Consider the following 11841-nt stretch of genomic DNA (forward strand, 5'->3'; position numbering starts at 1 on the left):
CGCCCTCGGCGAGGACGCGGCGGCCGGTGCGGCGAGCGTGCAGCCCCTCGGAACCGCTCACCTCGGCGACAGGAGCTCATCGGACAAGCCGAGGCGGCGGGGCCGTTCCCGCCGCCTCGGCTTGTCAGCGCAGACCGAAGCGGGCCGACCAGGCCATGACGTCGGCCGTGGTCGCGTTGCCCCCGCACACCACCAGCCCGAGCCGGGCCCCGTCACCCACCCGCTCCAGCACCTGCCGGGCCGCGGGCAGCAGACAGCCGGCGGCGGGCTCGGCCCACACCTTCGCGTGGTCGGCGAGGTCGAGCGTGCCGCGCACCGCCTCCCGGTCCGGCACCACGATCACCTCGTGGACCAGGGCGGACACATGGTCGTACGTCAGCTGCGACACGGCCGGGGCGCTGAGCGTGGACACGATCGACGACAGCGCGACCGGCACCGGGCCGCCCGCCGCCAGCGCCTCGGACATGGCCTGGGCGCCCTCGGTCTCCACGCCCCAGATCCGCACGCCCGGGCGGCGGGCCCGCAGCGCCGCCGCGACGCCGGCGATCAGCCCGCCGCCCCCGACGCTGACGAGGACGTCGGTGAGGTCGCCGGCGTCCTCGGCGAACTCCAGCCCCACGGTGCCCTGCCCGGCGATCACCACCGGGTCGTCGAAGGGATGGACCAGGGTCAGCCCTTCCTCCCGCAGCCGCGTCGCCAGTGAGAACGCGCTGCTCATGTCGTCGGTGAGCTGCACCGACGCGCCGGCTTCCCGGGCGGTCTCCACGGCACGGGCGGGCGCCGAGCGCGGCATGACCACCGTGGCCTTCACCTCGAGGGCGGCGGCCATCACCGCGACGGAGATGCCGTGGTTGCCGCCGCTGACCGCCGCGACCCCGGCGGCCCGCTCGGCCTCGCTCAACGACAGCAGCTTCAGCGCCGCCCCGCGCGCCTTGAACGAGCCGGTGCGCTGCAACAGCTCCAGCTTCGTGGTGACCGGGGCCCCGAGCAGCGCGGACAGGCCGGGGCTCGGCACGGTCGGGGTGCGCACGACGTAGGAGGAGATCCGCTCGGCCGCGGCTTCGATCTCCGTGATCTCGATCAAGGCAGTCATCCTTCCGGCGTGGGGCGGGATCCACGCGCCCTGGAACCCTGACGTCCCGGAGCGGTACGGGTCAACCCGGTTGCGCGGAGCCCGCGGAAGGCCCGCGGCGGGCCCGCGGGAGGGGCCTCGCGACCGGGCCGCGCGGCCCGGTCGCGAGCCGCGTGCCGAAGGGCTCGGGCGTGGGCGGCGTGCCGGACGGCTCCGGGGCGTGCCGTGCGGTGGACGGCCCGGCCGTGGCCAGGGCGTCGACTGCCGCTGGTCAAGGGGTCGGGGGAGTGGGCCGGGCCGCCTGTGCGACGCGGATCACATGACGGGACGTCAGTGCTGCTGCCCCTTCTGCGGCGTCACCTCGCTCGGCCGCACGACGACGTACCCCTCGCCCTGGAGCATCAGCTGCACGGCCTCCCCGGAGCCGCCGCGCAGCATCGAGCCGAGCGACTGGGAGCGGTGCAGCGAGGTCTGCAGGTGCGCGGTCCAGCCGACGACCGCGTCCGTGTCGACGTACACCGGGTACTGCGGGGAGACCGGGATGACCAGCGGACTGCCGTCGCACACCAGACCCAGCCGGCCGTGCCCGCTGAAGACGCTGTTGAACAGGCCGCCGCCGGTGATCCCGGCGCCCTTCACGGTGGCGATGCGGTACGACAGCGTGGCGTCGAAGCACAGGACGTTGCGGCCGTTGACGGTGAACTCGTCACCCGGGTCGACCTCGACGACGAAGACGTTCTGCGCCTCGTGCGCGAACCAGGCCTCGCCCTGCCCGCGCACCGCCATCAGCGGCAGCCCCTCACCGGTGACCGCGCGCTTGAGCATGCCGCCCACGCCCTGGCCCTTGCGCTCGAACTGGAGATTGCCGCGGTAGGCGACCATCGCGCCCTGCCGGGCGAGCATCTCGCCGTCGACGGCGTACCGGATGCACTTGGCGTTCTCGACCGTCATGCCCGGCGCCTGGGCCGGCTGCACGACGTGCTGGCTGGAAAAGAGGTCACCCTTCATGCGGGCATCCTCACCCGGAGAGGCGTGTTCCGCCAAGATCGCGTGCGGGCGGCGCGCGGCCGGGCGGAGCGCGGCGCGGTCAGCCGCCGAGGAGCCGCGCCCGGCCCGGTGCGTGCCCGCCCGGCCGCCGCCGGGGGCCGGGCGGGGCGCTCAACGGTGCAGCGCCCGGGTCCAGTCCGCCGGCACCCGCCCCGCCGGTCCCGGGACCGGCTGGTCCGCGGGATGGGCGGCCGGGGGCGCCAGTTCGGGCCCCGACTCGTACAGCTCGTCGGTGTCGTAGTTCCAGAACCACTCCTCGCCCGGCTCGAAACTGCGCACCAGGGGATGGCCGGTGGCCCGGTAGTGGGCGGTGGCGTGCTGCGAGGGCGAGCTGTCGCAGCACCCCACGTGCCCGCACAGCGCGCACCTGCGCAGGTGGAACCACCATCCGCCCGCCTCGGCGCACTCGACGCACCCGGCGCCGCTCGGCGGCACGCTCGGATCGATCACGGTGTCGTTGCTCATGCCGGCTCCTCGAAGACGTCGGGGTCCGCGGTCAGCGGAAGGAAGACCTGGAAGCGGGTGTCGCCCGGCTCGGACTCGACCTGGATGCCGCCGTGGTGCTTGTTCACCACGATCCGCCAGGAGATGTCCAGACCGAGGCCGGTGCCCTCGCCCACCGGCTTGGTGGTGAAGAACGGGTCGAAGATGCGCCCCCGGATCTCCGGCGGGACGCCGGCACCCGTGTCGCGGAACTCCACCAGCAGCCGGTCGTGGTGGAGGGCCGTGCGCACGGTCAGCGTGCCCTCCCCGCCCGCGCCGTCGATGGCGGCGACCGCGTTGTCGATCAGGTTGGTCCACACCTGGTTGAGCTCCGCCGGGTACGCCGGGATCCGCGGCACCGCGGGGTCGTACTCCTTGACGACCTTGATCCGCGGGCCGATCTTGCCCGACAGCATCAGCAGGGTGCTGTCGAGGAGTTCGTGGACGTCGGCCACCCGGTAGGGGGCGCGGTCGAGCTGCGCGTACTGCTTGGCCGCGTCGACGAGGTGGGAGATGCGGGCGGTGGAGTCCTCGATCTCGTCCATCAGCAGCTCGGTCTCGACCGTGTAGTTGAGCCACCCGATCGCCCCGGGCAGGATCTCCTCGTCCACGGCCGCGGCGACCTGGTCCAGCCAGTCGGTGTCCAGTCCCGCCTGCACGAACGTCGGGGCGAGGCTCCAGCCCTCCGCGACGCCGTGGTCGTCGAGCCAGTCGGCGAGGGCGTCCTCCCGGTCCGCCGCCTCCAGCGGACTGAGCGAGGGCGCCTTCGCGACGCGCTCGGCGGTGCGTTCCTGGATCTCGATCAGGTTCGCCAGCGCCTCCCGCGAGTAGGGGCCCGACGAGATCACGCGCAGCTTGTGCCGCATCTTCCCGACCCGCTCCCGCAGCGTCGCCGTGGCCCGCACGGCCGCCGCCGCGGGGTTGTTCAGCTCGTGCGTGAGACCGGCGGACAGCGAGCCGAGCGCGAGGAGCCGTTCGCGCTGCCCGATGGCCCGCTGGGTGTTCTTGGACCCGAAGAACAGCCCCTCCAGCAGGTGGACCGCCATGGGGAACCATTCCTGCATGATGTCCGCGAAGGTGTCCGCGGGCAGCACGAAGAACCGCGTCGGCTCCGTCACGCGCAGGGAGTTGGTGTAGACCTGCGGCACCCGGTCCCCGAGGTAGGCCTGCATGGCGCCGGCGTACACCCCGCGCTGGGAGGTCCGGCTCACCTCCACGTCGTCCCCGCCGACCCGGCGGGACAGCACGACCGTGCCGTCGAGCATCACGTAGAAGCAGGTGGCGGGCTCGCCCTCGGCGTACACCGGACCGGGGTCGAACCGCTCCACCCGGCCCTCGCGGCACAGCCGGTCCCGCTGTTCGGGCGTCAGCTTCTCGAACAGGAACAGCGATCCGATCTCCGCCGGGCTGCACGGCATCGGCCGGCCGCTCACGACTGCTCCAGATACCGGTGGACGAGCATCACGGCCATGGCTCCCTCTCCGACGGCGGACGCGACCCGCTTGGCGGACTCGGCGCGCGCGTCGCCCGCCACGAACACGCCCGGCACGCTGGTCTCCAGGTGGTACGGCGGCCGGTCCAGCTCCCAGCCCGCCGGCGGCCGCCCGTCGGGGGTGAGGTCGGGGCCGGCGAGGATGAAGCCGCCCCGGTCGCGCAGCACCGTGCCGTCCAGCCAGTCGGTGCGCGGGGCCGCGCCGATGAACACGAACAGCCACTGCGCGTCGACGCGTTCGGTGTGCCCGCTTTGGGTGTCGCGCAGCGTCAGCTGCTCCAGGTGGCCGTCGCCGTGCGCGGCCTCGACGACCGTGCCGCAGCGCACCGAGATGTTGGGGGCCTCCTCGACCTGCTGGATCAGGTAGTGCGACATCGACGCCGTGAGGGACGGCCCGCGCACCAGCAGCGTGACCGACTTCGCGCCCCGCGCGAGGTGCATCGCCGCCTGCCCGGCGGAGTTGGCGCCGCCGACGATGTACACGTTGTGGTCCTGGCAGGCGGGCGCCTCCGTCAGCGCCGAGCCGTAGAACACCCCGCAGCCGGTCAGCCCGTCCGCGCCCGGCGCGTCGAGCTGCCGGTAGGACACGCCGGTCGCGAGGATCACGCTGTGCGCGGAGACCGCGGAGCCGTCGGAGAACCGCACGGTCCGCGCGGCGCCGCTGACCTCCAGGCCGGTCACCTCGCGCGCGGTGAGGATCTCGGCGCCGAACTTCGCCGCCTGCCGCCGGGCCCGGTCGGTCAGCTGCGCGCCCGAGACGCCGTCGGGGAAGCCGAGGTAGTTCTCGATCCGGGAGCTCTGTCCGGCCTGCCCGCCGGTCGCCGACCGCTCCACGAGCACCGTGCGCAGCCCCTCGGAGGCCCCGTACACGGCCGCGCCGAGCCCGGCCGGGCCGCCGCCGACCACCACCAGGTCGTAGAAGTCGGCCGCCGGTGTGGTCGCCAGTCCCACGCGGGCGGCCAGCTCGGGCGCCTCCGGCTCGACCAGCGGCGTGCCGTCCGGGGCGATCACCAGCGGCAGCCGCCGCCCGTCCGCGCCCGCCGCGGCCAGCAGCCGCCGCCCCTCGGGCTCGTCGGAGGAGTACCAGCGGTACGGCACCTGGTTGCGGGCCAGGAACTCCCGTACCTCCGACGAGCGCGCCGACCAGCGGTGCCCGACGACCTTGGTGCTGGGGACCGGCCGGTGGTCACTGCTCCGCCACGCCTGCAGCAGGTCGTCCAGGACGGGGTAGAGCTTCTCCTCCGGCGGGTCCCAGGGCTTGAGCAGGTAGTGGTCCAGGTCGACCACGTTGATCGCGTCGATCGCCGCGTTGGTGTCCGCGTACGCCGTCAGCAGCACCCGCCGCGCACCCGGGTACACGTCCAGGGCCTGCTCGAGGAACTCGATGCCGTTCATCCGCGGCATCCGGTAGTCGGCCAGGATCACGGCCACGAGGTCGCCGCGCAGCTTCAGCTCGCGCAGCGCCTGGAGCGCCGACTCGCCGGACTCCGCGCGCACGATCCGGTACGACGCGCCATAGCGCCGTCTGAGGTCCCGGGCGACCGCCCGGGAGACCCCGGGGTCGTCGTCGACGGTCATGATGACGGTGCGCGCCGCCTCGTCGGCCTGTGCCATGCGTCCCCCACTCGGGCGGTCGGATCCACGGCACGGCGTCGTTCGTCGTCACCGCACCGACCTCCGCCCATCGTAGGGTGGATCACCCCGGTGCGCTCGTCCGTCCGGGTGAACCGCCGTGCCCGGCCCGGCGCGCGGCGCCCGTCGCCCGCGGGGCCGCCGGCGCGCCCCGCGCCCGCGGCCGGGGAAGGGGAGTGGTGAAGACTGACCTCGACGGACATGGCCGCGACACTAGGAGGCACCCGCATGACGCGCCCGATCACGGCAGGGGTGGACGGTTCGCAGGAGAGCCTGGCCGGGCTGGCCTGGGCGGCGCGGGAGGCGGTCCGCCGCGGGCTCGCGCTGCGCGTGGTGCAGGCGTGGCGGTACGAGCCGCAGGAGGGCGTCGACGCGGGCGACCGGGACACCCAGGCGCGCTGGGTGCACGACGCCGTCACCGAGGCCGCCCGCACCGTCACCGGCCTCCATCCCGGGCTGGAGGTGTCCACCGGGACGCCGGAGGGCGACACCGTCGGCACGCTGGTCGACGCGGCGGCCGGCTCCGAGATGCTGGTCCTCGGTTCCCGCGGCCACGGGGCGGTCGTCGGCTTCCTGCTCGGCTCCGTCGGCCAGCAGGTGATCGCCGAGGCGGCGCGGCCCGTCGTCCTGGTGCGCGCCGGGGACGAGCCCGCCGCCGAGGCCGCCGGCCGGGAGATCGTCGTCGGCCAGCACGGCGGGCCGGAGGACAGCGCCGGCGCGCTGCGGTTCGCGTTCGAGACGGCCGCGGCCCGGGGCGCCACCGTGCGGGCCGTGCGGGCCTGGACCCTGCCGCCGGTGTTCGCCTACAGCCCGGGCTCCCTCAGGCTCCTCGACGAGGCCGGGGGCCTGGAGCCCTACGAGAAGAAGGCGCTGGCGGAGGCGCTGCGGCCGTGGCGGGAGCGCTTCCCGGACGTCCCGGTGGTCGAACACGTGGAGATCGGCAGCGCGGGGCAGGTGCTGCTGTCGGTGGCCGGCCGGGCCCAGCTGATGGTCGTCGGCCGCCGTGCCCGCCGTACGGCCGTCGGCGCGCGCATCGGCTCGGTCGCGCACGGCGTGCTGCACCACGCGAGGTGCCCGGTGGCGGTGATCCCCCCGAAGTGAGGGGCGCGGCGGCTCACTCCGCCGGGGGCCGAGGCGTCCGGCGGACCCCGGGCAGGATGTTCGCGACGTAGTCCTCGATCGCCGTGTCCAGCCCGATGTCGTGCTGGGCCCGCTCGGACAGGTACCAGCGGTGCTCCAGCACCTGGTGGTACAGCTCGGCCGGGTCCATGTCGCCGCGCAGCTCGGGCGGCACCGCGCGCACGGTCGGCCGGAACACCTCCCGCACCCAGCGGTGGGCGAGCACCTCGGGGCGGGCGCCGCGGGGGTCGCCGGGGGCGTGGTCCTCCTGGGTGGCCATCCAGCTCTCCAGGTCGTTCAGCAGCCGCCTGGCCTGGTTCTCCTCGGTGTCCAGCCCGGTCAGGCGCAGCAGCTGGCGCTGGTGGTGGCCCGCGTCGACGACCTTGGGCACGAAGGTGACCGTGTCGCCGTTGGAGGCGCGCTCGATCTGCATCTCGGCCACGTCGAAGCCGAGGTCGTTCAGGCGGCGTATCCGGCGCTCTATGTAGTGGTACTTGCCCGCCGGGTAGACGGAGGTGCGGGTCAGCTCCTCCCACAGGCCGCGGTAGCGGGCGCAGATCTCCCTGCCGAAGTCGACCGGGTCCACCGACGGGTGCAGCGCCCCGGACGCCTCCAGGTCCAGCAACTCGCCGCTGATGTTGACGCGGGCGAGGTCGAGGTCGTACTCGCGCTGTCCGGTGCTCAGCCGCGGGTGCAGCTCGCCGGTCTCGGCGTCCACCAGGTACGCGGCGTACGCGCCCGCGTCGCGCCGGAAGAGCGTGTTGGACAGCGAGCAGTCGCCCCACGCGAACCCGGCCAGGTGCAGGCGCACCAGCAGCACCGCCAGCGCGTCCATCAGACGGTGCATGGTCGCGGGACGCATCGTCGTCTCGAACATCGAGCGGTACGGCATCGAGCCGCGCAGGTGCCGGGTGACCAGGACGCTCTCCAGCGGCGCGCCGTGCGCGTCGGTGCGTCCGGTGACCACGGCGAGCGGGTCCACCGCGGGGATGCCGAGCCGGTCGAGGTCGCGCAGCAGCTCGTACTCGCGCAGGGCGGGCCGCTCGGCGAGCTCCTTGACGGCGATCACCTCGGTGCCGGCGCGGGCGTAGCGCACGACGTGCCGGGAGATGCCGCGCGGCAGCGGCACCAGGTACTCCTCGGGCCACTCCTCCAGGGGCGACTGCCACGGCAGTTCGAGCAGGAGCGCCGGATGCTCCGGGTTGGTCGCGCTGATCTGCAGAGCCATGGGCCAGGTGTCCTCGGGTCGCCGATGATCGGGACCACCTTAAAGGGCGCCCGCCCCGGCCGGGGAGGGCACTGCGCGGGGCACGCCCCCGGGTTCCGGCAGGCCGCGCCCCGGAGCCCGGGGCGCCCGGCGCCGGGCCGGTGCCCGCGCGGTCCGGGCACCGGTTCCCGGTCCCGTGCGGACCCGTCGTGCCCGGGGCCTTCGGATGCGCCGGTGCACCGGATACATTCGCCTGGCGAACGAAGGGGGCACAGGGGGGCGCGGGGCACGGCCGGACGTGCGGCCGGGCGCCGGCTCCGCCCGCCTCCTGCCGGGGGCCGCGTGCAGGGCGCCCGCGGCCAGGGGGGGCCGGCCCCGTGCCGGCGGAGGAGGCCCGCGCGGCGGCCGGTCCGGGCGGGTCGCGCACCGCGCCGCTCGCCGACGGCAGCGGCACCCCGCACGAGAGAAGGGAACGGTCGTCATGGACGCCGACGTCATCGTCGTCGGAGCGGGCCTCGCCGGCCTGGTCGCGGCGCACGAACTGACCAGCCGGGGCCGCCGGGTCGCCCTCGTCGACCAGGAGAACGCCGCCAACCTCGGCGGCCAGGCCTTCTGGTCCTTCGGCGGGCTGTTCCTGGCGGGCACCCCGGAGCAGCGGCGGCTGGGCGTCAAGGACTCCTTCGACCTGGCCTGGAGCGACTGGCAGGGCAGCGCGCAGTTCGACCGGCTCGACGACGAGGACTCCTGGGCCGTGCGCTGGGCGCGCGCCTACGTGGAGTTCGCGGCGGGGGAGAAGCGGTCCTGGCTGGGCGGCCACGGCATCGAGCTGCTGCCGACCGTCGGCTGGGCCGAGCGCGGCGACCTCACCGCCCACGGGCACGGCAACTCCGTGCCCCGCTTCCACATCGCCTGGGGGGCGGGCACGGGGGTGGTGGAGCCGTTCGCCCGCTACGCCGGGCAGGCCGCCCGGGACGGGCTGCTCGCCTTCCACCACCGGCACCGGGTCGACGAGCTGGTCGTCGAGCGGGGGGCCGCACGGGGCGTGCGCGGCACGGTCCTCGCCGAGGACCACGCGCCGCGCGGCGTCGCCTCCGGCCGCGACCGCGTCGGCGACTTCGAACTCACCGCGCAGGCCGTCGTCCTCACCACCGGCGGCATCGGGGGCGACCACGACCTGGTGCGCCGCCACTGGCCCGAACGCCTCGGCACGCCGCCGGCCCGGATGGTGACGGGCGTGCCCGCCTACGTCGACGGGCGGATGCTCGACATCAGCGCCGAGGCGGGCGTACGGCTGGTCAACCGCGACCGCATGTGGCACTACACCGAGGGCCTGCACAACTGGGACCCGGTCTGGCCCGGCCACGGCATCCGCGTCCTGCCCGGCCCGTCCTCCCTGTGGCTCGACGCCCTCGGCCGCCGCCTGCCCGAGCCCTGCCTGCCCGGCTACGACACCCTCGCCACCCTGCGGCACCTGCGCACCACCGAGGACATCGCCGGGTACGACCACTCGTGGTTCGTCCTCACCCGGAAGATCGTCGAGAAGGAGTTCGCGCTGTCCGGCTCCGAGCAGAACCCCGACATCACCGCCGGGGACCGGGCCGCGTTCCTGCGCGAGCGGGTGCTCGGCAAGGGGGCGCCGGGGCCCGTGAACGCCTTCCTGCGCAAGGGCGCGGACTTCGTGACCGCCCCCGACCTGGAACGGCTCGTCGACAGGATGAACCGGCTGACGGACGAGCCGCTGCTGGACGCCGCCGTGATCCGCCGCCAGGTGGAGGCCCGCGACCTGCAGATCGCCCACGCGTACAGCAAGGACGCCCAGGTGCAGGGCATCCGCAACGCCCGCCGCTACCTCGGCGACCGCCTCGGCCGCGTCGCCGCCCCGCACCGCCTCCTGGACCCGGACGCCGGGCCGCTGATCGGCGTCAAGCTGCACATCCTCACCCGCAAGACCCTCGGCGGCATCCAGACCGACCTGGACTCCCGCGCCCTGGGCGTCGACGGCAGGCCCGTCGACGGCCTGTACGCGGCCGGGGAGGTCGCCGGGTTCGGCGGCGGCGGTGTCCACGGCTACAACGCGCTGGAGGGCACCTTCCTCGGCGGCTGCCTCTTCTCGGGCCGGGCGGCGGGGCGGGCGGCGGCCCGGCAGACCGCCTGAGCGCGCGCAGCGGCCCGTCCCCTCACGGCTGGAGGAGGCGGGCCAGCACCGCGGCGTGGCTCCGCCCGGGCTCCTTGGCGGCGGTCAGCAGCGTCACCGGACCCCGGCCCGCCGACTCCCGCACGCGGTCGAGAAGGCCGGCCGTCTCGGGAGCGGTGAGCTCCGCCTCGTACCGGGCGCGGAACTCCTCGTGCGAGCCCCCGCCCGCGTGGTACCAGCGGCGCAGTCCGGTCGACGGGGCGAGCGCCCTGGGCCACTCGTCGACGTGCGCCGCGTCCTTGGCGAGGCCGCGCGGCCACAGCCGGTCCACCAGGACACGCACGCCGTCGTCCGGTTCGGGCGGTTCGTACACACGGCGGACGCGTACGCTCACGGCCGGGCCTCCCGGGGCGGTGGACGATGCCGCGAGCGTACCGCCGGGCCGGCGCCGCCGCCCGCGGAGCCCGCGCCACCGGCGTCACGGCCGGGGAGGCGACGGAAGGGGAAGCCCGGCGTCCGGTTCTCTCCCCGTCCGTGCGGGTACTCCGTCCGCCTGACGGCGACGAGGGAGGCCACGACATGAGCGCATCGGACGACCTGCCGGTCGTGCGGACACTCGCGGAACTCACCGCCCTGGTCGAGAAGCACCGGGGGCTGTACGTCCGCTGGTCGCGCGGCCCCGGGACCGACCTCGCCGACGTGTCCAGCACCGACGACCTCACGGGCGCGCCGATGCCGGGACTGTCCGCCAACCCGCTCGACGTGGAGGACTGGTGGCGGGACCGGCCCGTGCAGGTGTGGGTGGCCCGTCGGCTGCACGACTACGCGCATCTGCCGCACGAGAAGGGCCCCGGCGTACGGCCCTGGGTCCTGTCCGGCCGGGAGACGGGCCGCGGCCCCGACAACGAGCCGCTGGTCGCCGACGCCCGGCCGCTGTGCTGGATCGACTCCGGGGTCATCGAGGAGGCGCGGACCGAGGTGGAACGGCAGGAGCGCCCCTGGGGCCCGCTGCGCCGCACCGGCCGCTGAGCCCCCGGTGTCCGCACGGCGGAGCCCCGGACCCCCTCGCGGGGTCCGGGGCTCCGCCGTGCGGGCCTCATCCGGCCCGCCTGCGCGCGGCCGCGCGCCGCTTGATCGCCCGGCGCTCGGTCTCGCTCGTCCCTCCCCAGACACCGATGGACTGGTCCGTGTCGAGCGCCCACTGCAGGCACGGTTCCCGGACGGGACAGCGCCGGCAGACCGCCTTCGCCTGCTCGGTCTGCAACAGGGCCGGGCCGGAGGTGCCGATCGGGAAGAAGAGTTCGGGATCCTCGTGGCGGCACGCGGCATGGTTTCGCCAGTTGTCCATCAAAGTCACCTGCGATCGAAGTCGTTCGTGCCCTCGTCGATGCGTTGCTCGTCTCCGGGTCACCGGCCGGTGCGGGGTGAAACAGCGGTGATGCGAGGATTCCGTGACGGACCGGGACAGCGCGTCCCGGCGTGCGGGATCCGCCCGCCGGGGGCGTGGCGTCCGGTGCGTGCTCCCGGCGCGCCGGCCGGAAGCCCCGTGTCGCGCGTGCTGCTCGCACGCGGGTGCGGAGCGTGCTCGGGCCCCCGGCCGGCGCGGCGCGCGGGGCGGGGGCCCGCCCGGGGCGAGTGCGCCGGGCGGGGAGGCG

At 75.1% G+C, this 11841-nt stretch carries 11 protein-coding genes; 3 read left to right on the forward strand and 8 right to left on the reverse strand.

The genetic code is table 11. The features are described from left to right. Window positions 1-124 precede the first annotated feature (124 nt). The 5 genes from ACIBAI_RS08455 to ACIBAI_RS08475 form a co-directional block, all read right to left on the reverse strand. Window positions 125-1084: a threonine/serine dehydratase gene (locus tag ACIBAI_RS08455; RefSeq protein ID WP_399032117.1), complete on the reverse strand. Its 960-nt coding sequence runs from the start codon at window positions 1082-1084 to the stop codon at window positions 125-127. Between the two features lie 318 nt (window positions 1085-1402). Next, on the reverse strand, window positions 1403-2080 hold the full coding sequence (locus ACIBAI_RS08460) for an AIM24 family protein (protein ID WP_344606711.1): 678 nt from the start codon (window positions 2078-2080) through the stop codon (window positions 1403-1405). A gap of 150 nt (window positions 2081-2230) precedes the next feature. Next, window positions 2231-2584 carry a UBP-type zinc finger domain-containing protein gene (locus ACIBAI_RS08465; protein ID WP_399032119.1) on the reverse strand — a complete coding sequence of 118 codons (354 nt, stop codon included), beginning with the start codon at window positions 2582-2584 and terminating at the stop codon, window positions 2231-2233. Next, entirely contained in the window at window positions 2581-4035 is a 1455-nt protein-coding gene (locus ACIBAI_RS08470) for an ATP-binding protein (RefSeq protein WP_399032121.1), read from the reverse strand. Before ACIBAI_RS08470 ends, ACIBAI_RS08465 begins: the two co-directional genes overlap by 4 nt. Beyond that, window positions 4032-5708 carry an FAD-dependent oxidoreductase gene (locus tag ACIBAI_RS08475; protein ID WP_399032123.1) on the reverse strand — a complete coding sequence of 559 codons (1677 nt, stop codon included), beginning with the start codon at window positions 5706-5708 and terminating at the stop codon, window positions 4032-4034. Before ACIBAI_RS08475 ends, ACIBAI_RS08470 begins: the two co-directional genes overlap by 4 nt. A 246-nt stretch (window positions 5709-5954) precedes the next feature. Between ACIBAI_RS08475 and ACIBAI_RS08480 the strand changes: the two genes are divergently transcribed. Then, entirely contained in the window at window positions 5955-6827 is an 873-nt protein-coding gene (locus tag ACIBAI_RS08480; protein WP_399032125.1) for a universal stress protein, read from the forward strand. A gap of 13 nt (window positions 6828-6840) precedes the next feature. On the opposite strand, the gene ACIBAI_RS08485 is transcribed toward ACIBAI_RS08480, so the two are convergent. Then, entirely contained in the window at window positions 6841-8073 is a 1233-nt protein-coding gene (locus tag ACIBAI_RS08485; protein WP_399032127.1) for a DUF4032 domain-containing protein, read from the reverse strand. A 460-nt stretch (window positions 8074-8533) separates the two neighbouring features. Between ACIBAI_RS08485 and ACIBAI_RS08490 the strand changes: the two genes are divergently transcribed. Continuing rightward, on the forward strand, window positions 8534-10207 hold the full coding sequence (locus ACIBAI_RS08490) for an FAD-binding dehydrogenase (RefSeq protein WP_399032129.1): 1674 nt from the start codon (window positions 8534-8536) through the stop codon (window positions 10205-10207). 22 nt (window positions 10208-10229) lie between these two features. Here the strand turns inward: ACIBAI_RS08490 and ACIBAI_RS08495 are convergent, their stop codons facing one another. Further along, window positions 10230-10580: a DUF488 domain-containing protein gene (locus tag ACIBAI_RS08495; RefSeq protein WP_399032131.1), complete on the reverse strand. Its 351-nt coding sequence runs from the start codon at window positions 10578-10580 to the stop codon at window positions 10230-10232. A gap of 185 nt (window positions 10581-10765) precedes the next feature. Between ACIBAI_RS08495 and ACIBAI_RS08500 the strand changes: the two genes are divergently transcribed. Further along, window positions 10766-11215, forward strand: a complete 450-nt coding sequence (locus ACIBAI_RS08500) for a DUF6098 family protein (protein ID WP_399032132.1) — start codon at window positions 10766-10768, stop codon at window positions 11213-11215. 67 nt (window positions 11216-11282) lie between these two features. On the opposite strand, the gene ACIBAI_RS08505 is transcribed toward ACIBAI_RS08500, so the two are convergent. Further along, window positions 11283-11534, reverse strand: a complete 252-nt coding sequence (locus tag ACIBAI_RS08505) for a WhiB family transcriptional regulator (protein WP_399032134.1) — start codon at window positions 11532-11534, stop codon at window positions 11283-11285. Window positions 11535-11841: the final 307 nt, after the last annotated feature.

This window comes from Streptomyces sp. NPDC051041, from assembly GCF_044456065.1.
In the GTDB taxonomy this organism is placed as follows: domain Bacteria; phylum Actinomycetota; class Actinomycetes; order Streptomycetales; family Streptomycetaceae; genus Streptomyces; species Streptomyces glaucus.

What these genes read in the sequence shown, in the direction of transcription:
- ACIBAI_RS08500 (WP_399032132.1), top strand. Translation starts at nt 10,766, where the DNA reads ATGAGCGCATCGGACGACCTGCCGGTCGTGCGGACACTCGCGGAACTC.
- ACIBAI_RS08460 (WP_344606711.1), bottom strand. Translation starts at nt 2,080, where the DNA reads ATGAAGGGTGACCTCTTTTCCAGCCAGCACGTCGTGCAGCCGGCCCAG.
- ACIBAI_RS08485 (WP_399032127.1), bottom strand. Translation starts at nt 8,073, where the DNA reads ATGGCTCTGCAGATCAGCGCGACCAACCCGGAGCATCCGGCGCTCCTG.
- ACIBAI_RS08480 (WP_399032125.1), top strand. Translation starts at nt 5,955, where the DNA reads ATGACGCGCCCGATCACGGCAGGGGTGGACGGTTCGCAGGAGAGCCTG.
- ACIBAI_RS08505 (WP_399032134.1), bottom strand. Translation starts at nt 11,534, where the DNA reads ATGGACAACTGGCGAAACCATGCCGCGTGCCGCCACGAGGATCCCGAA.
- ACIBAI_RS08490 (WP_399032129.1), top strand. Translation starts at nt 8,534, where the DNA reads ATGGACGCCGACGTCATCGTCGTCGGAGCGGGCCTCGCCGGCCTGGTC.
- ACIBAI_RS08465 (WP_399032119.1), bottom strand. Translation starts at nt 2,584, where the DNA reads ATGAGCAACGACACCGTGATCGATCCGAGCGTGCCGCCGAGCGGCGCC.
- ACIBAI_RS08475 (WP_399032123.1), bottom strand. Translation starts at nt 5,708, where the DNA reads ATGGCACAGGCCGACGAGGCGGCGCGCACCGTCATCATGACCGTCGAC.